The organism is Candidatus Methanoperedens sp., from assembly GCA_027460525.1.
GTDB lineage: Archaea > Halobacteriota > Methanosarcinia > Methanosarcinales > Methanoperedenaceae > Methanoperedens.
The window spans coordinates 1-24,802 of the sequence record JAPZAS010000027.1 but is presented as its reverse complement, the minus strand read 5'-3'; the positions used below and the strand labels follow the sequence as shown (position 1 = coordinate 24,802).

At 44.5% G+C, this 24,802-nt stretch carries 23 protein-coding genes, 2 tRNA genes and 2 rRNA genes; 14 read left to right on the top strand and 13 right to left on the bottom strand.

All coding sequences use genetic code 11. The annotated features are described in order from the left end of the window. The first annotated feature begins 40 nt into the window (after positions 1-40). On the top strand, positions 41-955 hold the full coding sequence (locus tag O8C68_09775; protein MCZ7396085.1) for a ribonuclease Z: 915 nt from the start codon (positions 41-43) through the stop codon (positions 953-955). Between the two features lie 26 nt (positions 956-981). On the opposite strand, the gene O8C68_09770 is transcribed toward O8C68_09775, so the two are convergent. Beyond that, positions 982-5,592, bottom strand: coding sequence for a CehA/McbA family metallohydrolase (locus tag O8C68_09770; protein ID MCZ7396084.1), 4,611 nt, complete (start codon positions 5,590-5,592; stop codon positions 982-984). Positions 5,593-6,246: 654 nt separating this feature from the next. Between O8C68_09770 and O8C68_09765 the strand changes: the two genes are divergently transcribed. Together O8C68_09765 and O8C68_09760 are read left to right on the top strand one after the other, a co-directional pair. Further along, complete coding sequence (locus O8C68_09765) at positions 6,247-6,579, top strand: hypothetical protein (GenBank protein ID MCZ7396083.1); 333 nt, start codon at positions 6,247-6,249, stop codon at positions 6,577-6,579. Between the two features lie 50 nt (positions 6,580-6,629). Then, positions 6,630-7,769: a pyridoxal phosphate-dependent aminotransferase gene (locus tag O8C68_09760; protein MCZ7396082.1), complete on the top strand. Its 1,140-nt coding sequence runs from the start codon at positions 6,630-6,632 to the stop codon at positions 7,767-7,769. Between the two features lie 29 nt (positions 7,770-7,798). Here the strand turns inward: O8C68_09760 and O8C68_09755 are convergent, their stop codons facing one another. From O8C68_09755 to O8C68_09745, 3 genes are all read right to left on the bottom strand, one after another. After that, complete coding sequence (locus O8C68_09755; protein ID MCZ7396081.1) at positions 7,799-8,704, bottom strand: right-handed parallel beta-helix repeat-containing protein; 906 nt, start codon at positions 8,702-8,704, stop codon at positions 7,799-7,801. A gap of 115 nt (positions 8,705-8,819) precedes the next feature. Beyond that, on the bottom strand, positions 8,820-9,260 hold the full coding sequence (locus O8C68_09750; protein MCZ7396080.1) for an FAD synthase: 441 nt from the start codon (positions 9,258-9,260) through the stop codon (positions 8,820-8,822). A gap of 40 nt (positions 9,261-9,300) precedes the next feature. Further along, positions 9,301-9,834 carry a hypothetical protein gene (locus O8C68_09745; GenBank protein ID MCZ7396079.1) on the bottom strand — a complete coding sequence of 178 codons (534 nt, stop codon included), beginning with the start codon at positions 9,832-9,834 and terminating at the stop codon, positions 9,301-9,303. Positions 9,835-9,980: 146 nt separating this feature from the next. Between O8C68_09745 and O8C68_09740 the strand changes: the two genes are divergently transcribed. After that, positions 9,981-10,808, top strand: coding sequence for a F420-dependent methylenetetrahydromethanopterin dehydrogenase (locus tag O8C68_09740; protein MCZ7396078.1), 828 nt, complete (start codon positions 9,981-9,983; stop codon positions 10,806-10,808). A 115-nt stretch (positions 10,809-10,923) separates the two neighbouring features. Here O8C68_09740 and yciH read toward each other — a convergent pair whose 3' ends face one another. Then, entirely contained in the window at positions 10,924-11,232 is a 309-nt protein-coding gene (yciH, locus tag O8C68_09735) for a stress response translation initiation inhibitor YciH (GenBank protein MCZ7396077.1), read from the bottom strand. A gap of 56 nt (positions 11,233-11,288) precedes the next feature. Between yciH and O8C68_09730 the strand changes: the two genes are divergently transcribed. Together O8C68_09730 and endA are read left to right on the top strand one after the other, a co-directional pair. Beyond that, on the top strand, positions 11,289-11,645 hold the full coding sequence (locus O8C68_09730) for a DUF192 domain-containing protein (protein MCZ7396076.1): 357 nt from the start codon (positions 11,289-11,291) through the stop codon (positions 11,643-11,645). Positions 11,646-11,648: 3 nt separating this feature from the next. Beyond that, positions 11,649-12,704, top strand: a complete 1,056-nt coding sequence (gene endA / locus O8C68_09725) for a tRNA-intron lyase (GenBank protein MCZ7396075.1) — start codon at positions 11,649-11,651, stop codon at positions 12,702-12,704. Positions 12,705-12,707: 3 nt separating this feature from the next. Here the strand turns inward: endA and O8C68_09720 are convergent, their stop codons facing one another. The 3 genes from O8C68_09720 to O8C68_09710 all read right to left on the bottom strand — a co-directional run bounded on the left by O8C68_09720 (position 12,708) and on the right by O8C68_09710 (position 15,942). Continuing rightward, complete coding sequence (locus tag O8C68_09720) at positions 12,708-12,914, bottom strand: DUF5371 family protein (GenBank protein ID MCZ7396074.1); 207 nt, start codon at positions 12,912-12,914, stop codon at positions 12,708-12,710. A 94-nt stretch (positions 12,915-13,008) separates the two neighbouring features. After that, positions 13,009-13,992: a hypothetical protein gene (locus tag O8C68_09715; GenBank protein MCZ7396073.1), complete on the bottom strand. Its 984-nt coding sequence runs from the start codon at positions 13,990-13,992 to the stop codon at positions 13,009-13,011. Positions 13,993-14,031: 39 nt separating this feature from the next. After that, the gene (locus tag O8C68_09710; protein MCZ7396072.1) at positions 14,032-15,942 is read right to left on the bottom strand and encodes a molybdopterin biosynthesis protein; all 1,911 of its coding nucleotides are present in this window, start codon (positions 15,940-15,942) and stop codon (positions 14,032-14,034) included. A gap of 84 nt (positions 15,943-16,026) precedes the next feature. On the opposite strand from O8C68_09710, the gene O8C68_09705 reads away from it, so the two are divergent. Further along, entirely contained in the window at positions 16,027-16,803 is a 777-nt protein-coding gene (locus O8C68_09705; GenBank protein ID MCZ7396071.1) for an MBL fold metallo-hydrolase, read from the top strand. On the opposite strand, the gene O8C68_09700 is transcribed toward O8C68_09705, so the two are convergent. After that, complete coding sequence (locus tag O8C68_09700) at positions 16,800-17,108, bottom strand: MTH1187 family thiamine-binding protein (protein ID MCZ7396070.1); 309 nt, start codon at positions 17,106-17,108, stop codon at positions 16,800-16,802. The genes O8C68_09705 and O8C68_09700 overlap by 4 nt on opposite strands. An 89-nt stretch (positions 17,109-17,197) precedes the next feature. On the opposite strand from O8C68_09700, the gene O8C68_09695 reads away from it, so the two are divergent. Further along, positions 17,198-18,022, top strand: coding sequence for a hypothetical protein (locus O8C68_09695; GenBank protein MCZ7396069.1), 825 nt, complete (start codon positions 17,198-17,200; stop codon positions 18,020-18,022). Here the strand turns inward: O8C68_09695 and O8C68_09690 are convergent. Further along, positions 18,019-18,147, bottom strand: a complete 129-nt coding sequence (locus O8C68_09690) for a hypothetical protein (protein MCZ7396068.1) — start codon at positions 18,145-18,147, stop codon at positions 18,019-18,021. The genes O8C68_09695 and O8C68_09690 overlap by 4 nt on opposite strands. A 127-nt stretch (positions 18,148-18,274) precedes the next feature. Here O8C68_09690 and O8C68_09685 point away from each other — a divergent pair, with 127 nt between their 5' ends. Both O8C68_09685 and O8C68_09680 read left to right on the top strand, forming a co-directional pair. After that, positions 18,275-18,493 (top strand): dodecin family protein, encoded by a 219-nt coding sequence (locus O8C68_09685; protein MCZ7396067.1) that lies wholly within the window; start codon positions 18,275-18,277, stop codon positions 18,491-18,493. Next, on the top strand, positions 18,493-18,801 hold the full coding sequence (locus O8C68_09680) for a hypothetical protein (protein ID MCZ7396066.1): 309 nt from the start codon (positions 18,493-18,495) through the stop codon (positions 18,799-18,801). The genes O8C68_09685 and O8C68_09680 overlap by 1 nt, the downstream gene beginning before the upstream one ends. On the opposite strand, the gene cofD is transcribed toward O8C68_09680, so the two are convergent. Genes cofD through O8C68_09665 form a run of 3 tightly spaced genes read right to left on the bottom strand, consistent with a single transcriptional unit; the run spans position 18,781 to position 21,459 of the window. Next, the gene (cofD, locus tag O8C68_09675) at positions 18,781-19,695 is read right to left on the bottom strand and encodes a 2-phospho-L-lactate transferase (protein ID MCZ7396065.1); all 915 of its coding nucleotides are present in this window, start codon (positions 19,693-19,695) and stop codon (positions 18,781-18,783) included. The genes O8C68_09680 and cofD overlap by 21 nt on opposite strands. Before the next feature lies 1 nt (position 19,696). After that, positions 19,697-20,464 (bottom strand): ABC transporter permease, encoded by a 768-nt coding sequence (locus O8C68_09670; GenBank protein ID MCZ7396064.1) that lies wholly within the window; start codon positions 20,462-20,464, stop codon positions 19,697-19,699. After that, entirely contained in the window at positions 20,461-21,459 is a 999-nt protein-coding gene (locus O8C68_09665) for an ATP-binding cassette domain-containing protein (protein MCZ7396063.1), read from the bottom strand. The genes O8C68_09670 and O8C68_09665 overlap by 4 nt, the downstream gene beginning before the upstream one ends. 105 nt (positions 21,460-21,564) lie before the next feature. Between O8C68_09665 and O8C68_09660 the strand changes: the two genes are divergently transcribed. From O8C68_09660 to O8C68_09645, 4 genes are all read left to right on the top strand, one after another. Then, positions 21,565-21,639 (top strand) — tRNA-Met (locus tag O8C68_09660). A gap of 639 nt (positions 21,640-22,278) precedes the next feature. After that, a 16S ribosomal RNA gene (locus tag O8C68_09655) occupies positions 22,279-23,747 on the top strand. Positions 23,748-23,851: 104 nt separating this feature from the next. After that, positions 23,852-23,924: transfer RNA gene (locus O8C68_09650), tRNA-Ala, on the top strand. Positions 23,925-24,095: 171 nt separating this feature from the next. Further along, positions 24,096-24,802 (top strand): 23S ribosomal RNA (locus O8C68_09645); the annotation flags it as partial.

Here is a 24,802-nt window from a genome sequence, read left to right as displayed (position 1 = left end):
TAAGTGAGTTATTTAAAGCACAAACGCAAATAAGCACCTCATGCTGCGTGTAACTTTTCTCGGCACAGGCGGTACCCTTCCAACGCCAAACCGCAACCCTTCTGCAATATTAATCAACAGGGAAGGAGAAACGATGCTGTTTGACTGCGGCGAGGGTACGCAGCAGCAGATGATGCGGGCAAAAACCGGCATGAAGGTCAATTCTATATTTATCACTCATTTCCATGCAGACCATTTCCTCGGAATCCCAGGACTCGTACAGACGATGTCTTTTAATGGAAGAACCGAACCGCTGGATATGTACGGTCCAAAATGGACAAAGCAGATGGTAAAACTCTTAATCGACCTGGGCTATTACAATCTCGGATTTGCCATAAATGCACATGAGATGGAAGACGGCGACATCATTGATAAAGGGGATTATTCCATAAAGTCTGTCGCTACTGATCATGGTATCCCAAGTCTTGGTTATGTTCTTGAGGAGAAAAGACGTGCAGGCAGGTTTAACAGGAGGAAAGCAATCGAACTTGGAGTGCCTGAAGGACCTCTTTTCTCAAAACTCCAGAAAGGTGAGCCGGTTATAATAGGCGGCAGGAAGATATTGCCTTCCCAGATTGTCGGGAAGCCTCGCCCCGGTCGGAAGCTCGTTTACAGCGGCGATACCAGACCGTGTGAATCCATAGAAAAAGCAAGCCATAAAGCCGATTTACTCATCCATGACGGCACGCTTGCTGAGGAGCTTAAAGATTGGGCTATTGAAACAAAACACTCAACCTCTAGGGAAGCTTCTCTTCTTGCAAAAAAGGCGAAGGTAAAACAGCTGGTATTAACTCATATCAGTTCAAGGTATTCGGAAAGCACAGAGCCTTTGCTGCAGGATGCAAAAGAGGTTTTTGAAAACGTCAAGATTGCAGAAGAATTGATGGAGATAGAGATACCGCTCTCTGATAAATAAAAACTCGTAAGTGGCAATGAGAAGAGTTAATATCTGAATTTTAAACTGCCATCCTCAGTCAATATCTCCAATATTGCAATTCCTGCCAGAGACTCTTTCTGCTCCTTTTGTCCTTCAATCTTAGCCTTTATTTCTGTTTCATCTTTCTTGGCACTGTACTTCGATTCAGCCTCAAAAAGATTCTTAGCACTAAACTTCTGCTCCAATTCCCTGAGTGAATTTTTTTCTTCAGAGTACTTTACATGCATCTCGTATTTTGTAGTAGTTATAGCAGCTGCGCCGTTGTATTGAATACTGATAAGTTCGACTCTGGCTTCGTTTCCTTTTTTCTTGTGCTTCAAGACAACCACAAGCGCGTTGTCTGCAATATCTTTGAGGGTGTACTGCCTTAGCTCCCAGCCCGCCTCATTGTCCTCGTTTGGTACTTCCTTACCATCCTTCGAGGGCATTGCCACATAGTTTGCCCCGATTCCAGTCTCGTTATCATATACCTTAATGTCCTTTGAGTCCGTATCGAACCTGATGGCTACTTCAGGGGGTGTCTTGTCGATGATAAATCTCAAAATCTTCGTGACACTGTTCCCTGCAATATCGTTCGCATAGGCAACTAACGTATAGCTTCCTTCTGCAAAAACAATAGTCCCATTTATATATGGAGCACTATTCAGAGTAATTGATTTATTATTAAGGGTCGTATCCGTAATGGCTATGCGGGGGGTTACATTGCTATTATAGAAGCCACCATCAATCACATCGGTGATGCTGATGTCCGGCGGTGTCTTGTCGATATTAATTACTTGAGTATTGGTTGACTCAACATTGTCAGCGTTATCCACCGAGCGGTAATAAATTGCCGTTGTTCCTTCGCTGCTTATGTTGAACGGGGTAGTATATTTAATCCAAGTTGTGTTATCAAAGCTGTATTCAGTCTTATCAACGCCTGAGCCTCCTTCACTATCTGCTGCTGTAAGAATCGCACGGACATCCGAAATGTACCAACCGTTATTGCCCCGGATTCCAGATAATAAAGCTATTGTTGCTGGAGGCGTCATATCCAACGGCGCTGTTCTTGCAGTGTGAATAGCCCATGTCCAATTTATATTACCTGAAGCATCCAATGTGTGCGTGCCGAGTTCATATAGCGTATCCGGAGATAATCCAGTTGCTTCGTAATAATTCATTGGCGAGGAAATATTTAACTGGAAAACACTATCCAGATATATCGCAACCCCAGCAAAATCTGTATCTTCAGGATTCGTCCAGCTCCAGTTAATATAGGTCTGTGCAAAGGTGGTATTATGCAAATTAGTTACGCTGGCAGGAGGCCTTGTATCGGGCATACGGATCAATCCAACGTGAAGATCGGCCACTGGTAGTGGTACGCTCACCACGATGCTATCTGCTGGATAATATCCAAGTGCTTCAACATGCACACGATAAGACCCTGCTAAGACATCCCATTGATACTGCCCATCTGCACCTGTGATTAGAGGGTTTATATCAGGCTGAATTATTGGGGGAGTTTGACCTGTAGACACATTCTCCCATCCTCCTTCGCCATCCGGGCGCTGCAGCCAGACACTTGCTTCGCTAATTCTATTGCCCGAGTTTGCATCATAGATGTATCCTGAAGGGTCGATGTAAATATTGAAGGAAATAGATGGTACAGTGCAACCTGTGACGATATAGGTGACGACAGCTGCTCCTTTTCTTTCGAATGATGTGGTGTATGTCCAATTGTTAGGCGAACTTTCCACCAAAGTACCTGTTATATCAGGGCCACCATCACTGATGTGAATATTTATCCCTACATCTGTTGCACATGAACTATAGTATGCGAAGGTGGTTGGAGTGTGCCAAACAACTGAAGGCGTGAGACCTCCGTTGTTTGGTTCGACACTCACATTTGGAGGAAGAGTCGAACCTGTGACTTTTGTCAGTGCATACGCTTCATTATCATCGTATCTAACTTCAAGATTCGAAGTGTTTATTCTTGCATTGTTCCGGATAACGCTTCCAATTACCATGCTCTGGGGGATTCTGACTGTTACAGTCCTGTAGCCGTTACCACTTGGCGCTACACCTCCTATATTCCACGTTACTTTCCTTGTTAGGGATTCATAGCTCCCACTATCTGACGCTGATATAAATCCAACTTCAGCAGGTAAGGTATCTTCAAGTACAACATTCTGAGCTATCGTATCTGCGAAATTATGGTAGAACAGCGTATATGACATAGTGCTTTCATTATCTTTACTCACTGGCGCCTGCTTGGAGAGGTATAAATTGGTGCCTGCATATTGCGGAAATTTAAAGAGAATAGCCAAGCCAGGAGTAATTACCGGCTCATTGAATGAATACTGCAAACCAATATCTCCTGAAGGACCTTCTATGCCGACTGTTGCTGATCCGCCGTTATTATAAGGCGGATTATCTCCGCTTACTGCATAATACACATTTCCAAAGTCAACATCCTTATACTGGAATTTTATATTATTGGAACCCTCGTAAAGTATTGCCTCGAAAGTGACACCGGAATCAGAACTACCATAATGCTTATTGTCATACCATTCCACCACGAACATTCTGTTTGAGGCTGTACCAATTGTTTGATAGTATATCGTTCCTGCTCCTCGATCATCATAGGTTATAATATCATCCCAGAATGGTGCAATAAATCCATGTACCGAGGGTGATTGTGTGATCGGCTCATTTACATATTGCCATGTTGTACCGCTTGAGAACAGCAGACCATTGTTAGCAATAGCTAATTGACTGTAATCTGTTCCGTAGTAATTGAAAAAGAATCCAATGTTGATATTATCTACCACCTCATCATCACTGTCGCTTAAAACCTCGGCTCCAGTTCCTGAAATCTCAATCCATTCATAGCCAGGGCCGCCTATGCTATTGCTGTCTTTGAACGTGTAGCCGAAAGAATCTGGACCGCCTGTACGACCTTTTGGTTTTATCCAGATAGGATTAGTATAAGCACTTAGGTCGCTTCCGTCAGTAGCTGCGTATTCTGCTCGATAATACGACTTCTTATCTGGTTTATCTGAAAAAATGGTTTCTCCAGCATCCAGATTGTCATATATCTTCGGCCAGCCTGCTTCATTATCTTCTATGTTTTCGCCTATCACGCCCTTGTGGACGGTGAGCCTGCCGCTGCTCTGGGGATTCAGAATAACCGAAAATTCAACAGCATCGCCTGTATTCACCGTAACGGTGTCGCCCATCATTATATTAGGGTCGGTGCGGCTCTTGAGGGAAAGGAAAGGAGCGTTGGAGATAAAGACATGACCTTTATTTAAGGCATCTATCAGGTTCGCCTTGTTGAAAGAACCTGAAACATAGACTCCGTTGACAACCTCATCAGAAGCCCCTCCATGTTCATCTGTTCCTGAGAATGCATAGGTCTTAAGCCCTCGAAGCAATCTGCTCACCCAGAAATTTATCGAGACTTCATCTGGTGATTCGCCGTTCCATATCTCAACTCCGGTTTCTCCACTTGTACTTAGATTGGCTTCCCAATCCCAAGCATCGACCTGCCAGTATCCGAAATCGCCACCAAAAGGATGGTTTATTATTGGAAACCCGCCCAAACTTTTTACTTCGTCTATGCCCTGCTGGGCGCTGATTTGTCCGTTGCACATGCCTCCTGGAATAAATGTGGAGATAGCATGCGCGCCAAGATGGGCGACGTTATCGTTATTTGGGTAATTGCAGAAAGGCTCGCCATCAGAACCGTCATCCGGCATGTCCTGTACACTTAACTCTTCGCTTGGAATTATTATGAAATCTGGAGTGGAATTTCCCTGACTCCAATCTCTCACATTGTTAAACTTGTCAGGGTCAAGGCAATAACTGTGATCAGTAAGAGAAAACCAATTAAGACCTAAAGCTTGTGCCTGATCTCGGAGATCGGGAATTGTTGAACCCCACCACGATTGTAATTCATATGAACATGCATCATCAGGTGTGAGCATATCTCCATCGTAGCCACCTATCAAAGAACTATATCCACTATGGACATGCAAATCCCCATAATAATAACTACTACTTGCTATGGGTATTGATGATATCGAGATTCTTGTATCGGCTTTAATCTGCGGTTCGATAATCTCAGGCAGAATTTTTAGCACGATATCTTTACTTATAGCTTTACTTTTATTGTTGTAAATATAAAAAAGTTCAAGATGAATTATTTTTTCCCTATCAGGCGCGAATCCGTCATTAAAAATTTTACTGGGATCTACGATTATTTTTTCTCTGTAAACCCCTTCAGAAATCCTTGCACTGAGTGCTGAAATATCTGATGGAGTTAAATTTTGCTGCCGTGTAGAACTAATATTACGCAATTTCTGGTAATCGCTTCCGATTCCTGTAAGAGTTTTATTTAAAGTGATTATTGATATGTTTTTATTTCCCCAATCCACTGTGATTTCTTTCAAAAAAATTGTTTCATTAGAACTCCCAAGAAAAGCAATTTCAATATTCCCTGGATATGGAACTGGATCGCGTATGTGGTCAATAATATCCAATGTTAATTCTACATTGTCGTCCGATTCTGCAAAACTAGTTGGAGCAAGGATTAAACATAACAAAAATGCAACAGTACAATTAAATGATTTCATTTGTCGTTCCACCATAGAATCAATTTGAAGATTATAGCCAAAATACAACATGGAGCTAAGAAAAAAATGAACATAGGTAAAATAGCGTAATAACCCATATCCAATCCTTTAAAAACCAAAGTGAAGAGATACCCTGGAAAATAAACAGTAAGAATTATATTTTTGAGTGTTGCACTGGATATTGTTACATGAAGAACGTTAAGAAATTTTCCAATAATACCAAAACCACCAAATGCTAGTACGAAAAAACTAACAAACCACACTATCCCTACTGCCCACCACCATTTTATGTACCACCTCAATGCGTTATTAAAGCTCAGTTTTAACATCTCCGTATATTCGCGCCAGAAGCTGGCTACATCCGCCTATGCCAGTGCATTATTCCAAGGCAAGTCCACTGGCTCTTATACCAACGTTTTTACACTATCCACCGCTGATGGCTCCCAATGATACGTTTTTTATAAGCTCACCAAACTTGGGTGAGTATATCCCAAAAAGTATAAAAAGCTTTTGAAATTAGTTTAATATAAATCAGTCATTATTTATAGTTAACATATTTATTATATTTCTTAAATTTCTCAGAATGCGTATCTCAGCTTCCCCAAGTAAATAAACATTAAATACCCGCAAATACATACTCATTGAGCGATAGCATTGAACTCCGCAACTTTTAAACTGGACATAGAAAGAATCGGACACGTTCTTGATATGGATGAGTTTAAAATAAATGAGGCGAAAGAGCGCGGCAAGAGCACGCTGATCTCCAACAAGTTCTTCAATAAAGGGGTGTACAGGGTACGAAATGCAACCAATGGCAGGCTTGAGAACATAGCTGTAAACATTGATAAAATCGCGGCTGTCACCTACGCTGGTCTTGTCAAGGAACTGGGGGAGGATTGCGTGGATAAAAACCTGTGGAAGGATGTACCAGAAGGTGAAGCGATATTTTTCTATTCACTCAAGCTTGAGAAAGACTTTGTGATTTAATTCTTCAGAATGGCTTAAATATAAGGAAATTCGTCTGTGAGTTACACTTTATGACTGCAAAACGACTGCAAAACATCACAGAGTCGGCGACGCTTCGAATATCAAATCTTGCAAGTGAATTGAAAAGCCAGGGCAAAGACATAATAAGCTTCAGCCTCGGGGAACCTGATTTTACCACGCCACAGCATATCATCGATGCAGCGAAGGCGTCCCTTGACCGGGGGGATACTCATTACACCCCTTCACCAGGAATCCCTGAACTGCGAAAGGCTATCGCAGACAAGCTCAAAAAAGAGAATAACATCGCTGCACAGGCAGGCAATATAATAGTAACCCCGGGAGCAAAGCAGGCTATCTTTGAAGTTGTGCTCTCTGTGCTCGAGGATGGCGATGAAGCAATCCTGTTCGACCCTGCCTGGGTTTCATACGAGCCGTGTATAAAACTCGCAGGCGCAAAACCGGTTTGGGTGCCTACAAATCGGGATAATGGTTTTACACCCGCAGGGTTAGCAGGGCACATAACAAAAAAGACAAAACTCATAGTTATAAACAGCCCGTGCAATCCCACAGGCAGCGTGTACGGCAGAGACACGCTGAAAGAGATTGCTGACCTTGCGGTTGATAAGAATATCACGGTGTTATCAGATGAGATTTATGAAAAAATCATCTACGGCAGAGAACACATAAGTATAGGCTCACTTGATGGGATGGAGGAGCTGACGATCACGGTCAACGGGTTCTCAAAGGCATATGCCATGACGGGATGGAGACTCGGGTATGTGAGCGCGCCAAAGACAATCTACGAGCCGATGCTCAAGCTGCACTCGCACTCTGTGAGCCAGGCGACTTCGTTCGTGCAGTATGCCGGCATGGCTGCGCTTCAGGGCGACCAGAGCTGTGTTGCAGACATGGTAGCGGAATTCAGGGCAAGAAGGAACGTGCTCATCAAAGGATTGAATGAACTCGGTATAAAATGTGCCATGCCGGATGGGGCTTTCTATGCCTTTGCTGATGTGAGCGCGTATGGAAGCGGTGAAAAGGTGGCTGAACTTTTTCTCAATAAAGCATTCGTTGCTACCACGCCAGGGGCAGCATTCGGTGAAGCTGGAAATGATTTTATAAGGATATCGTATGCAACCTCACAGGAGCGCATAAGGGAAGCTCTCCGGCGAATGGAAGCGGTTTTATAATTAAATACTGTTCCATTTGCATTACTACTTTAGTATTTTGATTTATATGCAAGCGGAAGATAGTCGATATTGTTGCTAAAAAGCGTATAAGGCGAATCGCATATCCCATCTCCATTTCTATCTGTGCAGGTCTGGCTGAAGCCTGTGCCGTTCGGATTACCCCAGAAGTTTCCGCCAATATGATGGCCTCCGACGATGTTTGTACCTGCTTTCTTTGTAGTATTCCATGAATTCGGAATACTTAATATACGGGAGTTGTTGATGTTGTTGAAGTAATTGTTGTAGATGATGTTATAATTGCCAGTGAACCCAAAAGAGAACAGGAAAACGCCATAGTTGCGGTTATTAGAGGCATTGTTGCTAATAAGCATATTATAGCTGGAGGATGACAGGTCAATCCCATAATCGTTTGAAATTGCAGTACTGCTGGTTAAGGTATTGTAGTTGGATTGATAAAGCATGATTCCAATGTTGTTCAGGCTTGCAGTGTTGTTGTTTAAGATGCTATAACTGGATTGAGAGAGAAGGATTCCATAGACATTCGAGCTTGCGGTATTATTGATTATGCTTCCGGTTTGTATGTTTACATAATAGATACCATAATACCAATCTGTCACTTTCAGATTTTTTACCGTCACATTTGTAAGCGACTTTGATGAGTTGTAAACATACACGCCTTTGGTGCCTGATGTAGCTGTGCCATCTATCGTGTATCCTGCGCCGTCGAAGATTACGTTACTTGAGATGATGTTAATGCAATAAATCGCAGTGCTGTTAATTATGCTACGGGTGAGCACATATTCACCTGGCGAATAAATAACTCCGCATGAGCTGACAGGAGTTGCTGCACTTACGTCACCTGCCAATAAAAAGATTCCCAGCATCGTTATTCCAATCGTGATTATGCGGACATGCCCTTCATGGTTAGTTATCATTTTTTACCACTTCTCCTCCACTTATGATGAACTCTCGATAACCCTGAGAAAGCCCACCACCATTTTACAACAGTCCAAAACTATAAAAAACTTGCGAGACGAAATGGATTATCGCTTAAATTGTTTTGTTGTCATGCAGCCTGTTCCTCATGAGTATTCTCTTAATAATCGCCCCGCTGCTGCAGAGTTCGCACTCCTCGAACGTCTTTATTCTTACAACCTTTGCATTTATGCCGTGTGTTTTTAACCGGGCTTCCAGCTCTTTTTCATTGAAAAACTGGTTTTTACCAAGGGCGATGATATCAGGTTTTATCTCCCGAAGAGGCTCGAACATATCTGTTTCACTTCCCAGCACTGCCCTGTCCACGATACGGAGCGCTGCAACCATCGCAAGCCTCTGCCCTTCGGGCACAATGGGCTTTGGCTTGTGCTTCACCATCGAGTCGCGAGCCACGATTACATAGAGTTCATCGCCCAGAGCCTTTGCTTCTGAAAGATACCTGAGGTGGCCTGGATGGAGGATATCAAACGTACCTGTTGCAAGCACTCTGACCATAGGCAACATGATTATTTTTAATTGCTAAAAATGTTTGTAATTAGACGTGGATGGTGCAGTCAATCTCCAGATACATCACGCATGCTTTTTTCTTGCCCCACTTCTCGGAAAAATCCACATCGATGGTAACACTGGGCAAATTCTTGACAGCATTCACAAGATACTTATTCATCTCAAGATTGCATGAGGGAAGGCATATTATATGCTCGCTCACCTGCTTGCATTCCAGCAATAGCTCGTAGAAGGGGTCTATCACCTGCCACGCATAATCTATTTCTTTACCCATGAATTCGCAGAAATCATCGTACTGGCTTTTCTGGAAAGCCTCGCTGAAAGCGTCTTTTTCAAGAAGCGCTGTGAAGCACTGGATATACGCGTCCTGAAAGGATTTTGGCTTGAATGGAAGGTTGAAGGCATCGCAGCATACCACCACAAGCCCCTGTTTCTTTGCCTGTTTGCATAAATTCATGTTGATGTCAATGCCCACGAACATCTCCCACTCCTTACCTCTGGTCTCGTACAGCTTTGAGTGCCCACCGCAACTGATTTCCAGGATTGAGTTTGGTTTTATCATATCAGAGTTCGTACCAGTTCGTATGAGTTCGTTGTTTGCTTACTTAATCACGGCTGGGTTTATTAATTTTTATATATCTTCCAGAATAGCAGAACAATTTCAAAAACCTTATAAATAAACCAAGCAAATCTCATCCTGTGATCAATATGGTCGTTAAAGTCGGATTTATAAAACTTGGAAATCTCGGCACCTCACAGGTAATAGATTTATTGCTTGACGAGATTGCGGCGAGAGAGGGAATTGCGGTCAGGGTATTCGGAACAGGGGCAAAGATGGGAAAGGACGAGGCTTCGGATACGAAATACTTTTTGGACTGGAAGCCCGATTTTGCGGTCATGATAAGCCCCAATTCAAGCGCCCCGGGCCCAACGGCAGCGCGCGATATCTATAAAGACACTCCCACAATAGTTGTCTCGGACGGTCCAACCAAGAAAGAGGACAGGGAGAAACTGGAACAGGCAGGCTTTGGCTATATAATTTTGCCAGTTGACCCCTTAATCGGGGCAAAAAGAGAATTCCTTGACTGTGTTGAGATGGCGTCTTTCAATAGCGATGCATTAAAGGTATTGTCCGTATGCGGTGCCATCAGGCTTGTCCAGACAGAGATAGATAAGGTAATAGACCAGGTGGCTGCAGGCACAAAGCCATTGTCTTTGCCAAAAGTTCTTGCAAAACCTGAGAAATGCGTGGAAATCGCGGGTTTCGGAAATCCATATGCGAAAGCCAAGGCGTTGGCAGCATTACACATAGCCACCAAGGTTGCGGAAATTGATTTCCCGGCATGCTTTGTATTGAAAGAGGTTGACCAGATTGCGACCACAGCAGCCGCGGGACATGAGGCAATGCGCGCTGCGGCAAAGCTTGCGGACGAGGCACGTGAGATGGAAAAGGCAAATGATTCGGTACTTCGGAAACCGCACGCAAAGGACGGAAGACTGTTAACCAAGACAAAACTGCTTGAAAAACCGCAGTAATATAAATACAGCAGGAAGTGACTTCACTTCCTGATCCTATTTTCTGGAATTAAAAAAATATACGGCAGCATAAGTTATCCATGCAATTTATGCCGGCAACATTATCCCCTGGGACTTATACCTTAATTTGCTCAGGTAAAAAACCCTTCTTAATAAGAACATCCTTCATACGGCTTTTATGGTTTCCCTGAAGTTCGATCACATTGTCCTTTATCGTTCCACCGCATGCGAATTTAGACTTTAGATAGGTCGCCAACTCCTGCAAGTCAATCTCTGTAGGATTAAGACCTTCTATTACTGTCACTTCTTTTTTATATTTTCTCGTATCTATCTTTACAACAATTCTCTGCTGTTCTTTTGCCACTTCTTCGCATATGCAAAGCTCTTTCGGCAAACCACAAACAGTACACATTTCTGAACTCATTTATTGGGTTAATACCTCCATTCTTATATTACACAGGAGTGTTATATAGCTACTTGATGCTTCCCGTATTAAAATATAATGGTAAAGAGATAGCGAAGAGCGTAGAATTTGCGAAAACAAAACTCCAGCAGACCCTGGGTTTGATGTTTCGTAAAAGTATTCCTCCTGATTATTCGATGATTTTTATATTAAAAAAACCATCCTCTATTAATGTCCACATGCTCTTTGTGCTTTCTCCTATCAACGTTATTTTTTTAGATGAGAAAAAAAAGATCTCGGGACTTGCCTGTTTGGCTCCCTGGATTGGATTTAAAGCCATGAAGAACATCAAGTATGTCCTTGAAATGAAAGCCGGTACAATCGAAAAATACAATCTTTCCATTGGCGGGCAAATGGAATTCGAAGAGACTTAGGATATGACCTTATACGGAAAATTGGATGGAGATGCAGTAATAATTGAAAAGAGAGCGGTCGAGGAATTATATAACACAAGTTTTTACGGACGCCCCAGGGACGATAAGCTTGAAGTATCCCTCACCGAGGGTGCTTATCTTATCTATCTCGGAAAAATAACAGTCGAGTCTGAGGGAGAAGAGCTTGATTTTAAACAATTTTTCCTGAGAGCTTCAAACATATTGAAAAATTTTGAATTGCTTTATGTTGTTTATAAAGATTTAAGAGAACGGGGCTATTATGTCCAGCCCGGTGTAACTGGTTTCAGGGTTTATCCTCGCGGCGGACATCCGGGGAAGACTCCTGCAGAATTTTTTATTTTTGTGACTTCGGAGAGGATCCCACTGTTGTTTTCAGATCTGGAAAAGCATCTTGAAACAGTGGATAACCTAAAGAAGCGTTTGGTTCTCGCGATAGTGGATGAAGAAAGCGACATTACTTACTACGAGGCGAGAAGAACAATACTATCAGGTTCATGCAAATTAAGATTGGATAAATTGCTGGCAACAGCAAGCCTGCTTGAAGACAGGGTTGTGGTATGGGATTCTGACGCCTCATCCACCCTTTTAGACAGCGGATTTTTCGGCAAACCCATGGATGAAGGACATCTTCAGCTATCGCTTGTTGAATCGTGTTATCTTCTTAACAACGGTATTCTGGGTATAGAAAAAAGAAACAATGCGAGGCTGGATTTTTCTGAGTTTTCAAGACTTGCATCCGAAATCGAATCCGATTTCATGATAAAATATGCAGTCTATGAAGAATTGAGAAACTGCGGACTTGTTCCCAAAACAGGATTCAAATTCGGAACACATTTCAGGGTCTACAAGAACTTTGAAACCCTGTCCGGATTATCACATTCGGATTATCTTGTTCATGCCATAGAGCACAACCATATATTCTCGTTGCAGCAGCTTTCCCGCGCGGTGCGGCTTGCCAACAGCGTGAGAAAGGAAATGATGTACGGCGTGGTCGAATCGCAGGTTGATTTTATTGTTATCGGAAGAATGAGGCTGTAATAATTATTGCTCTTCTTCTTTCTGTTTACGCTTAACTATTTTCTCGAGTTTCTTAGCCCACATATCTTCTACCTCTGTGTACTCGCACTCAAGGTAATGCGTAACTGCTTTTGAAATAGCATCCTTGGTACTGCTCTCTCCTGTTTTTTGTTTCAGGGCTTCGATATCATCTACTGTAAGAACCGTCTGTGCATGCATTATTTTAGCCATATTTATATCACCTCATGAAATGTATTTTCCCCTTTATTTCAGCATCATCATCATATTATTTAAGCATTACTAAATGATGTTTGAGAGTTTAGTATCATTTCTTTTTAACTACTAAATAAATCAGCAATACAAGAATCAATCCAGCCACTCCAAACCCCGGGGTTTTTTTGCCACCGGCTGTTTCTTGTGGGCTTTCTGTTCCTTTGGGTGTTGAAAGGCTATTTTCTGTTTGATTCAGTTCATCATTTGCATATCCAACATATTCCAGGGCAACCTTGTCTTCGTTTTTCCAGAATGATTGAAGCGCCTGGTTGGTATTGTAATCCTCGGCATTATTGAGATGGGTTTCCGCTTCCGAAACATTAATCCCCTGTGCCTTTGCTGTATTAATCTGCGCTTTCAACGCCCTCCATTTTTCATCGGTCTTTACTATTTTATTCAATACGCTTGAGAATGAGCTTTTAATTTGTATTACATCTCCGGCATGCAGGGTTTCAGGCGACCACGTTGGAACCATGTGATCGAATTGGAACAGGATTTTAAACGGTTTTGGAGTTACAGACGTGACTTCAACCGCTGCTGGAAGGAATACCTGGCTTCTTATTTCTGCTTCACCAGGAACTGAGATATCGATATTTTTCCCTGCAACAATTGCTTGCGGTGCTTCAACAGGGATTTCAATAGAATAATTCGAACCCACACTTGCAGCCCAGTTCTCCGCTGTAAAACCAATGCGCCCATCCCATTTCTTTCCCGCTTCAACCGAGCTGTTGAAATTGACTATTATCTTCGTTCCACCCGGAACCGATTGCTGTTCCACCACCTGCCCTGTAAAACTTGAGGTATGGTCAAAATCATATATAATTGTGACACCGGATGCAGGAACCACAAACGAAAAACCATCAAGAGGAAGAGAACCGGAATTCTCAATTTCAGCCTGTATTACCTCTTCAACTTTTCCGTCATCGTGCAGCGTTACGTTCAACACCCACCTGTTGAGGGATACTTCTGCCGCAGATACCGGATAAGCGGCTATCAACATCATGAGGAAATAAATAAAAAATCTCTTGGTTGCCATTAAATTCTTCTTCCTTTTTAACATGAAGACTAATAATGTTTACGCTGCCGGAGAATACAAGATTTCCCCTGTTCTCTCATACACCTTAATTCCTGGAGGCAGTTTTTCCCTGAATTTCTTTCCGCGGAGCACCTCAAGGAAGACCCTTATCCCCCTGCTGTCCAGAAGTCTCACAGGTATGACAAAATCATATTCTTCATCTGCAATTTTAATAAACTTCAATCCATTCAGCTCGGCTACAGGACGGATTCCAACTCCAACATCCGCTTTTCCAAGTTTAACCGCGGCAGCTACAGCGCTGTGGGTTTTTGCCTCGGTATAATAGCCATTTATGCTGTTTGTAAGTTCTTCAAATGATATGCCGCGCTTATTCGCAACCTCCCTGAACTTGCGGTCTGTAATTACCCTTGTCCCTGAACCTGTATTCCTGTTGATAATCCTTGCATTGATTATATCTTCAAATTTTGTTATCTTGCTGTCCTTTCTTACAATCAAGCCCTGTTCTCTCCTGTATCCTTTGACGATGACGGCGTTATTTATTCCAAACCTTTCAAGATATGGAATGTTATACACCCCGGATTCGTCCAGGAGATGTACCCCGGCGATATCAGCGATTCCATTTCTTACTGCACTCAAGCCCCCGGAAGAGCCTGCATTGATCACACGGATTTTCAATCCTGTCAAATCGGCAAGCGTATCAAGCCCCAGACAATGGCTGCCCACGAATAATAAATCCACAGCTTCAGGTTTTCCAAATAACGTAACGTTTACAGTTTCGCCTGATTTTAGCATCTCCACGTTTGCAGGAATCTCCATGAAACCGTCTGCTTCTGAAAGTGTGGTAATCGCGCCAGAACCTTTCTCAATCGGGTAAGCAAAGCCCCTCACAATGCCAACGGGAAGAAGCTGGGTTCGTCCTTCAGGGCGTATCCTCGCAGACAATGTTGCTTTTACCTGTATGCGCTCCTCTTTTTTACCCGTCATTTTCCTGATAAGCGGGGCTACAAATTCATTGAAAATGATAAGTGAGGAGGTTGGATATCCCGGAAGACCGAAAAAAGGCTTTCCGAATAGCATTCCAATTATAACAGGCTTTCCTGGTTTAATATCTATTCCATGAGCAAGAAGCGTGCCATTCTCCTCTATTATCCTGTACATGATATCGCCCCAACCTGCCGATGTGCTTCCTGAAGTAAGGATAATATCGCAGTCTTGCGCAGCTTCATGCAAGGTGCTCTTTATCTCATTATCATTATCCCCTACTATGCCGTAACGAACAGGATTTCCTCCGCACTCCTTTACTGCCGAAAAAAGAGAAAAAGAATTAATATCGTAGATTTTTCCCGCCTGGAGTTCACAGCCCGGCTCCACAAGCTCGTTGCCCGTGGAGATTATTCCAGCATTCAATCCATAAACACCAATCTTTTTTTTGCCGATTGCTGCCAGCACCCCGATTTCCCTTGCGCCAAGAAGTGTTTCCTTTTTCAAAACCCTCTCCCCGACCATTATGTCCGAGCCTGCGGGCATTACATTTTCATTGATGGAAACAGGGCGCCTGACATGCAGCTCTGTGTCAACACTTGTGTACTCCACCATAACCACAGAGTCAGCACCTTCCGGCATTACAGCACCTGTTGCAATTTCAGCAGATTCTCCTTTCCTTATGCGAAAATCAGGATTTATCCCGGCCGGGATTGAGCCCGCAAGCCCAAGACGTACAGGTCTATCCTCTCTCGCCTCATAGGTATCAGAGGCACAAACCGCATAGCCGTCCATCGAAGCCCTGTTAAAAGGAGGTACATCCACCTCAGAAACGGCATCCTCGGCAAGAGCGCATCCCAGAGAGTTCTCAAGCTCAACCTCAATTATACGAGGATGGATATCAAGGCTTTGGATTATGCCCTTTGCTTCATCCACAGTAACGAGTTTTCTGAATTCTCTCACACCCATTATCACGAATCCATCGGTTAAATCGTTTATCCAATCCTGAACAATTCAGATATTTTTTTGTATAACTTCTACATTTAATGATATATGTCAAGTGTAACTTTTCTGGGAACGGGTGGCGGAAGGATGGTGGTGCTCAACCAGCTGCGCAAAAGCGGAGGTTTCTGGCTTAAACTGGACGACGTGAATATACTACAGGATCCTGGACCGGGTTCGCTCGTCATGGTTCACCAGCTCCACCTCAAGCCGAGAAACCTTGATGCAATTATATTATCCCACAGGCATATCGACCATTCAAACGATGTCAATGTCATGGTTGAAGCAATGACGCTGGGAGGTTTCCAACCACGAGGAAGGCTAATTGTGCCTTCCGATTGCCTGAATTCCGATCCTGTGGTGCTTCAATACATACGACCTTTTGTTGAAATAACCGAAATAAAAAAAGGTATGGAAATAACTCTTGGGAGTATCAAAATCGGGTTCCCGCTCCAGAATATGCACCCTGTTGAAACATACGGGGCGATTTACACTTTCAGCTCCGGGCGCCTCGGTTATATACCGGATACAGAATATTTTCCTGAACTGGCTGGGGCTTACAAGGGTGTTGATTTCCTGATAATCAATGTTGTGAGAATGAAAACGAACAAGAAAATCCGCCATCTCAATATAGACGAGGCAGCTGAGTTGATCAATGAGATAAGACCGAAAAGGGCGATACTGACACATTTTGGCTTACAGGTATTGAAATCCTCCCCTGAACTTCAGGCAAGGAACATCTCAGAAAAAACCGGGGTAGAAGTCAGCGCTGCGTACGACAGCATGAGCGTAAATTTTGATGAGCGGGAAACCAAGAAGTGGTTCTAAAGCTTTCGCCTTACAGCTTCTATTTTCTCTGCCATTCCTTTCGGATTGTCCCTTCTGTCATCGATGGTCAGGTGGGTGACCACCCTTTTTACACCGCTTTTGACCAGCACTTCGTGGGCTGCCTTTACTGCACGAAAAGCATCATCAATGGAATTAACCTCCAGTACCGTGCCCATAGGCGTTAACTGGTATTTCACACCAAGTTTATCTATTGCTTTCACAGCATCGGCTATATGTTTGCTCATACCCGTATCTCCTGTTCCGAGAGCCACAATCTCAAGTTCCGCTGTAATTAATGATTTCATACTAACCACAATATTGAGTAGGCCGTTGGAGGCAAAATACTTTCTGTTGCTCACAAAATTATATATGGAACACCTGTTTATTTTGCAATATGCCAGAGGATATGAAAAATAAGATACGGGTTATGCTTACTTCTACTGCCGCGATTCAAGAACCTGAGGAGCGGTCAAGAAAATACCGCAATATTGTTGGGATTCTGGCTCAGGAAGCAGTGCGGTCAGGCGACACATGGTATCTTGAAGAAGCCCTAAAAACTGCAGGACTTGTTACCATTGACCCGTCCAAGGCTTATGTGGATATTATCCGTGCCATGGCAAGAATTGGAACAAACCGGAAAGATGAGAAAATTCCCAGGAATGCTCTCAAAATAACAGAAAGAATAGACAACAGCCTTGACCTTTCGGTGGCGCTGCATGAGCTTGTGGTTGCGTTTGCAAAAATTGGTATTGATAAAAAGGATGAGAAAATATTATCTTATTCCCTGAATTTAACAGAGAAAGTTCCGCTGGACACATACCGTTCCTCTGCTTTTCGAAATATTGCAAAATTACACGCAGGCGCAAATCCAAAAAGGGCGCTTGAATTGCTTGAGACTGCAATCGAGTTGATAGAAAAAAGTAAAGGCATCGAGCCTGTTTATTTCATTTCTGCTTTCTGTGATATCGCTGCTCAGCTTGCTAAATTGAATGATGAGAGAAGTTACGGGTTCATCACACGGGCGATAGCACTGGCTGATGATATTGCAGACGTTTTCGAGAAATCCGCGATATTGTTAAAAATAGTGGAAACCGAGATTGCGGTTGGAGCGCAGAAGCATGATGAGAAGCTTTTGAAAGAGGCTTCTGTAATCTCGTCCGGGATTACGAGGGAATATTATAAAACGCTGGCTTTGGATGCGATAAAAAGAATAGATTAGTCAGAGGTCGTATCTTTAAACCCTGCGCGCCTTTTAGCGATTTCGATTGCGGTTTTCTCCATCATTTCTGGGGTTATGATGGGGATATTTTCTGGTATTTCCACTTGATCTTTCTTGGATTTCATTTAATTATTTTGCTCTATAACGCTTTTTAGGTATAATTATTGTTATATTTTCTGATATTATATTTAAACCATAAAACCTCAGAGACCTTTATTAATCTTCCAACCCAACATACCCTCGGTGACCAGAATGCCATTCGTTAAAATAATCGACACAGTGGGCTCATCCCCGGAAAGCTGGGAGAGAGCAGCGAAGAATGCGATAGAAGAAGCCTCAGACCTTCCGATTTTCAAAAGGAAAGGCGTAATTACAAAAGCTACGATCAAGGGCTTTGACGTAGAAATCAGGGATAATAAAATAGCAGCCTACCTTTGCAGGGTGGAGATGTTCCTTAGCGGTACCGAGTGATGCCGGAAATAAGCGACGATGAACTTGAGGCAATGCTTGAGCGCCGTCCTTCGGTGCGCGAAGCAAAGGTCGCAGACCATGAACTCATGGTCAAGGCGCTGGAACATCAGGTTCGGCGCAGGCTGATTAAGGCTATAGGAGTGTTTGGAAAAAAGAAGGGCGAGCTCCAGAAAGATGTTGGCGTGGATGATGCAATATTCAATTTCCAGACGGATTTTTTGATAAAAGGGAATTACATCAAGATCGAGAACGATACCTACAGGCTCACGGACAGGGGACTTGCGCTTTTACCTAACATCCCTAAATAGCTTGATTACGAATCCGGCAAGCGCTTCACTTTTTTCAACTGAATTCATAAGTGTATCGCATCTCACAGTTCTGACAGCGAAGTCATTTTCATCAGCAGTATCCCTATCATCAATCACCAGTCTATCGAGAATATCAGTGTAACACTCAGCAACACCCTTAGAGGAAACGGGAAATCCGCAGGCAGACAAAAGCTTCGCTGCAGGTCCGCTCACGGGTGAATTCCCGATTATCGGGCTTACCGCGATTACTTTTTTTTGAGCTAATATTTTTCGCATTCTTTTTAAAGCCAGGATGGGCCCGATACTTGTTATTGGGTTGCTTGGCCCTATTATCACAGTGTCCTCGGACTCAAGAACCGCTGCCACCTCCTTCGTGGGCTTTGCCTTTTCGATGCCCGTTAGCCTGACATCCAGGACATCGGCTTCGCCTTTAGCTCCTACCCAGAAATCCTGGAAATGCACAAACCCCTCTGGCGTATTAATCATCGTATCGACCTTTTCATCGCACATCGGAAGAATTCTGGCCTTAATTCCCGCTCTTAACGAAAGCTGCATAGTTGCCGCTGTCAGACTTGCTCCTTTTCGCATTAATTCCGAGCGGAAAACATGGGTTGCGCGGTCGGCATCCCCTATCATAAGTTTTTCATTGATGCCGATTTTTTTTAAGGTATTATACGTATGAAAGGTATCATTTTTAATCCCCCACCACTTTTCGACATCCAGCACACCCGAAAAAAGATATAAGACCGTATCCAGGTCAGGCGAGACGAGATTTCCAGATACCATAATATCCTCTGCCGTATTCACTATTACCGTAATCTTCTCATCAGGGATCAATCTGCGAAGGCCCTGGATGAGCTTGGGCGAGCCCGTTCCTCCAGAAAGAACAATCACATCAAACCCTCATTTTCCCGAACATCTTTCCACCCAGACCTATCATGGCGAGAGCAAACAATATCAGTACTGTAATACTCAGCTCAATTCGAATAGTGGAGACACCGAACAAACAATATCGAAGCGCTTCAACCCCATAGGTGAGGGGATTTGCATACACAAACACCTTGAGCCACTCAGGAAGGTTTGATATTGGAAAAAATGCCCCGCTTAGAAGAACCAACGGCATCGTAAGGAAGCTCATTACCATCTGATATCCCTCGTGGCTATCGATTCTTGAGGCGAGCGCAATACCGAGCCCGATAAACCCGATGCCTGAGATAAACATGATAAGAATACTTGCGAGCACGCCCGGGATCGAGACATATTTCACCCCTATTAACCATGCAATAATCATAATCAATATCCCCTGAATCATGGCTGTTGTAACCCCTCCAACGGCTTTCCCCAGCGCCACAAAGAAACGGCTTACAGGTGCGATGAGGATTTCCTTAAGGAAGCCGAACTCCCTGTCCCATATAATTGACACCCCTCCCATCAGTGATGAAAAAAGCACCGCCATGCCTATTAAACCCGGCGCAAGATAGCTTGTGTAAGAAGCCCCGCCTCCGCGGATCGGGAAAGACGAACTGAATCCTGCCCCAAGGATGACCAGGAAAAAAAGCGGGGTTGCAAGAGCGCCAATGATACGCGATTTGGAACGCGAGAATCGGAGCATTTCCCGCAGCCACATGGTATAGACCGTATTGACCGCCTTTTTTACCATCATTTCCTCCGTGCCCGGATCTTATATCCAACCTGTTCTAATTCGCTTGCTTCTTTATCCCTTATGGCTCGTCCCGTGTGATGAAGAAATACATCATCCAGTGTGGGTTTCCGCAGGCTGACCGAAAGAATGGATATGCCTGCATTCGAGGCAAGAGCCAGTATATGGGGAATCTGGCGCTCACCCTCCTTTACCGTAATAAAGACCTCGTTCTTTTTCTGTGAAATTATGTTTGCGCACCCATTTTTTTTATAGAGGTCGCAAAGGCGGGCTAAATTATCGGGGTTTTCAATTTCCAGGGTGATGACATCTCCGCCGAGCATGCTTTTCAGGGCTTCAGGTGTATCGAGTGCAACAATCTCGCCATTGTCGATTATCGCAATCCTGTGGCAGAGGTGGTCAGCCTCTTCCATGTAATGCGTGGTGAGCATGATGGTCACACCCTCCTCTTTATTCAGGGATTTTATATATTCCCAGATATGATTTCGCGTTTGCGGGTCAAGCCCCAGTGTGGGTTCGTCAAGGAATAAGACCCTTGGGTGGTGCATAAGCCCGCGTGCGATTTCAAGGCGTCTCATCATTCCGCCTGAATATGTCCTGACGAGAGCATCTGCCCTGTCCGTGAGTTCAACGAGCGAAAGAACTTCTTTTATCCTTTTTTTTCTGGTTTTACTGTCAAGACCATAGAGCCTGCCGTGAAGGTCGAGATTCTCCCTCCCGGTGAGGCGGTCATCCAGTGTGGTATCCTGGAATACCATCCCGATGTTCTGCCGCACTAACTCTTCCTGTTTTTTCACATCAAAACCCCATACAAAAGCGCTGCCGCCTGAGGGTTCTGTCATCGTGGAGAGCATGTTTATGAGCGTGGTTTTTCCTGCCCCGTTCGGACCGAGGAGCCCGAATAATTCACCCGGTTTTACAGCGATGCTGACCCCATTTACAGCAGTAATATCATCGAAGTGCTTCGTTATCCCTGACGTTTCAACGGCATAGAGCATGTTTTCCCAGTATTTATTTTAAAGATTATAGAGCTATTCCCAAACCCGTAACCGAAGTCTTTATCATTTATCATTCATATTCAAGAATGCTATTTTTACTCCAGAAGCGGGGTAGGGTAGTCAGGATATCCCGACGGGCTCATAACCCGTAGATCAATGGTTCGAATCCATTCCCCGCTATACATAGCTGTTGTTGTGAGGAGCCATAATGTTTGCGAATAGGCGCATAAAGTTTGCAATTGTAAACACAAAGTTTGCGTAATGGAACCGTGGTACAGCTGCAGGCGCTGGCCGCCCGCAACTCTTATATATGATGGAATGGTAGAGGCGGAAGCTCGGCACTAACCTGCCAAGCCCATATATATACAAAATATGCAGATCAGAAAACGTTCTGATTATGTATAAAAAACGATGAACTCGTGTATAAAATCATACACGAGGGAAAGTGTTATATACGGTAAAAGACAGATATGATGTTTCCTATGTGTTAAAGAGACCTCGTATATAAATACGAGGACTAATCACAGAGGAATGTTGTTTAAAAACAACTTTTTATCACCGCCTTAATTCATGGTAAATATTTGGCGTCGGCCCGGATTATAGGTAACACCTGAATGTGAAGGGCTGTCTTCCAACCATGATACATTAAATGGAGACAAGAACGGATGTTCTCGTCTGACGTTGGCGTGACAGTTCGGTTAATTCCAATCGATAGATAGGAATTAACAAGGAACTATTGTACCTTATATAATAGTTCCTCCTAAAATTCCGATAGTTTAAACAATACTTCGTGTGCAGATATCAACGAGATATCAAACAATTCTGGTTGATCCTGCCAGAGGCTACTGCTATCGGGGTCCGACTAAGCCATGCGAGTTGAGAGGGGTAAGCCCTCGGCGTAATGCTCAGTAACACGCGGATAACCTGCCCTTGGGTCCGGGATAACCCCGGGAAACTGGGACTAATACCGGATAGATCAAAGATACTGGAATGTTCCTTGGTCCAAAACTCCGGTGCCCAAGGATGGGTCTGCGGCCTATCAGGTTGTAGTGGGTGTAACGTACCTACTAGCCTACGACGGGTAAGGGTTGTGAGAGCAAGAGCCCTGAGATGGATTCTGAGACATGAATCCAGGCCCTACGGGGTGCAGCAGGCGCGAAAACTTTACACTGCTAGAAATAGCGATAAGGGGACCCCGAGTGCCAGTACCTAGTACTGGCTGTCCCGCTGTCCAAACAACAGTGGTTAGCAAGGGCCGGGCAAGACCGGTGCCAGCCGCCGCGGTAACACCGGCGGCCCGAGTGGTAGCCGTTATTATTGGGTTTAAAGGGTCCGTAGCCGGCCTATTAAGTCTCTTGGGAAATCTGGCGGCTTAATCGTCAGGCGTCCAAGAGATACTGACAGGCTTGGGACCGGGAGAGGTGGGAGGTACTCCAGGGGTAGGGGTGAAATCTCGTAATCCTTGGGGGACCACCGATGGCGAAGGCATCCCACCAGAACGGGTCCGACGGTGAGGGACGAAAGCTGGGGGCACGAACCGGATTAGATACCCGGGTAGTCCCAGCTGTAAACGATGCTCGCTAGGTGTCAGGTGCGGTGCGACCGCATCTGGTGCCGCAGTGAAAACTTGAAGCGAGTCACCTGGGAAGTACGGTCGCAAGGCTGAAACTTAAAGGAATTGGCGGGGGAGCACTACAACGGGTGGAGCCTGCGGTTCAATTGGATTCAACGCCGGAAAGCTTACCGGGTCAGACAGCAATATGAAGGTCAGGCTAAAGACCTTACCGAATTCGCTGAGAGGAGGTGCATGGCCGTCGTCAGTTCGTATCGTGAGACATCCTGTTAAGTCAGGCAACGAGCAAGACCCGTGCCCACAGTTGCCAGCATTCTCGCAAGAGAGATGGGCACACTGTGGGGACCGCCGCTGCTAAAGCGGAGGAAGGAGCGGGCTACGGTAGGTCAGTATGCCCCGAATCATCCGGGCTACACGCGGGCTACAATGGTTGGGACAATGGGCACCTACACCGAGAGGTGATGGTAATCTCCTAAACCCAGCCTTAGTTCGGATTGAGGGCTGCAACTCGCCCTCATGAAGCCGGAATCCGTAGTAATCGCGTATCAACATCACGCGGTGAATACGTCCCTGCTCCTTGCACACACCGCCCGTCAAACCATGCGAGTGAGGTCTGAATGAGGGCTTGCTTTAACAAGTTCGAATTTAGGCTTCGCGAGTGGGGTTAAGTCGTAACAAGGTAGCCGTAGGGGAATCTGCGGCTGGATCACCTCCTAACGCAGCACACAAACGTGTGCTACAAATTGTCTATCGATTGGAAACCGAAAAACTGTCAAGCCAACAGAGAAAGATTCGTGGGCCATACGAGACCACGAGAAAGGGCTCGTAGATCAGTTGGAAGATCGCCGCCTTTGCAAGGCGGAGGCCCTGGGTTCGAGTCCCAGCGAGTCCATTAGACCTCGAAACTCCCCGTATTTAAATACAGGGCATGACGGGGACTTACCAATGCACTCAGCGGTGTAATGCCGCTGCGGAAGGGTAGATTAGCGATTTTAGACCAAAATTATGCTAAATGAAACCGTGTATAAGCGCAACCCGGACGCTAACTGAATGTAGTGAAGCGTGTTCTGGCAAATTATACCATCCGGTGAATGGCTCGGCTCAAGCGCTGAAGAAGGACGTACCAAGTTGCGATAAGCCTCGGCGAACCGCATGGAGGTTTTGAACCGAGGATCTCCTAATGAGACCTCTCAGTGCGCAAGTGCTGATCCGAAAGGATCGGGAACGCCCCGGATTGAAACATCTTAGTAGGGGCAGGAAAAGAAATCAATAGAGATGCCGCCAGTAACGGCGAGTGAAAACGGCATAGTTTAAACCGAATCCCTACCGAAAGGATAGGGAGATGTAGTGTCATAAGCCAGGCCATATACAGTGCAAACCAGCGAAGTTGAACTTGTCTGGAACGTCAGACCATAGAGTGTGATAGTCACGTAGACGTAAACTGGTGGACTGTGGCTTGGTCTTGAGTACCGTGGGTCGGAATTCTCGCGGGAATTTGGGAGTCATCAATTTCCAAAACTAAATACGTCTTGAGACCGATAGCGTAGTAGTAGTGTGAACGAAAACTGAAAAGTACCCCAAGAAGGGAGGTGCAAAGCGCCTGAAATCGGATGGTGATGGAGCGATACAGCGTGAAAGGATCTGTATAGCGAAGGAATATGTCGCGAGGCATTAGTACGGGCTATACTGCCAGCGTTGTATATTACGTTTTGAAGAACGGGCCAGGGAGTGTACCCAAGTGGCGAGGCTAATTGAAAGAGCAGCCGAAGC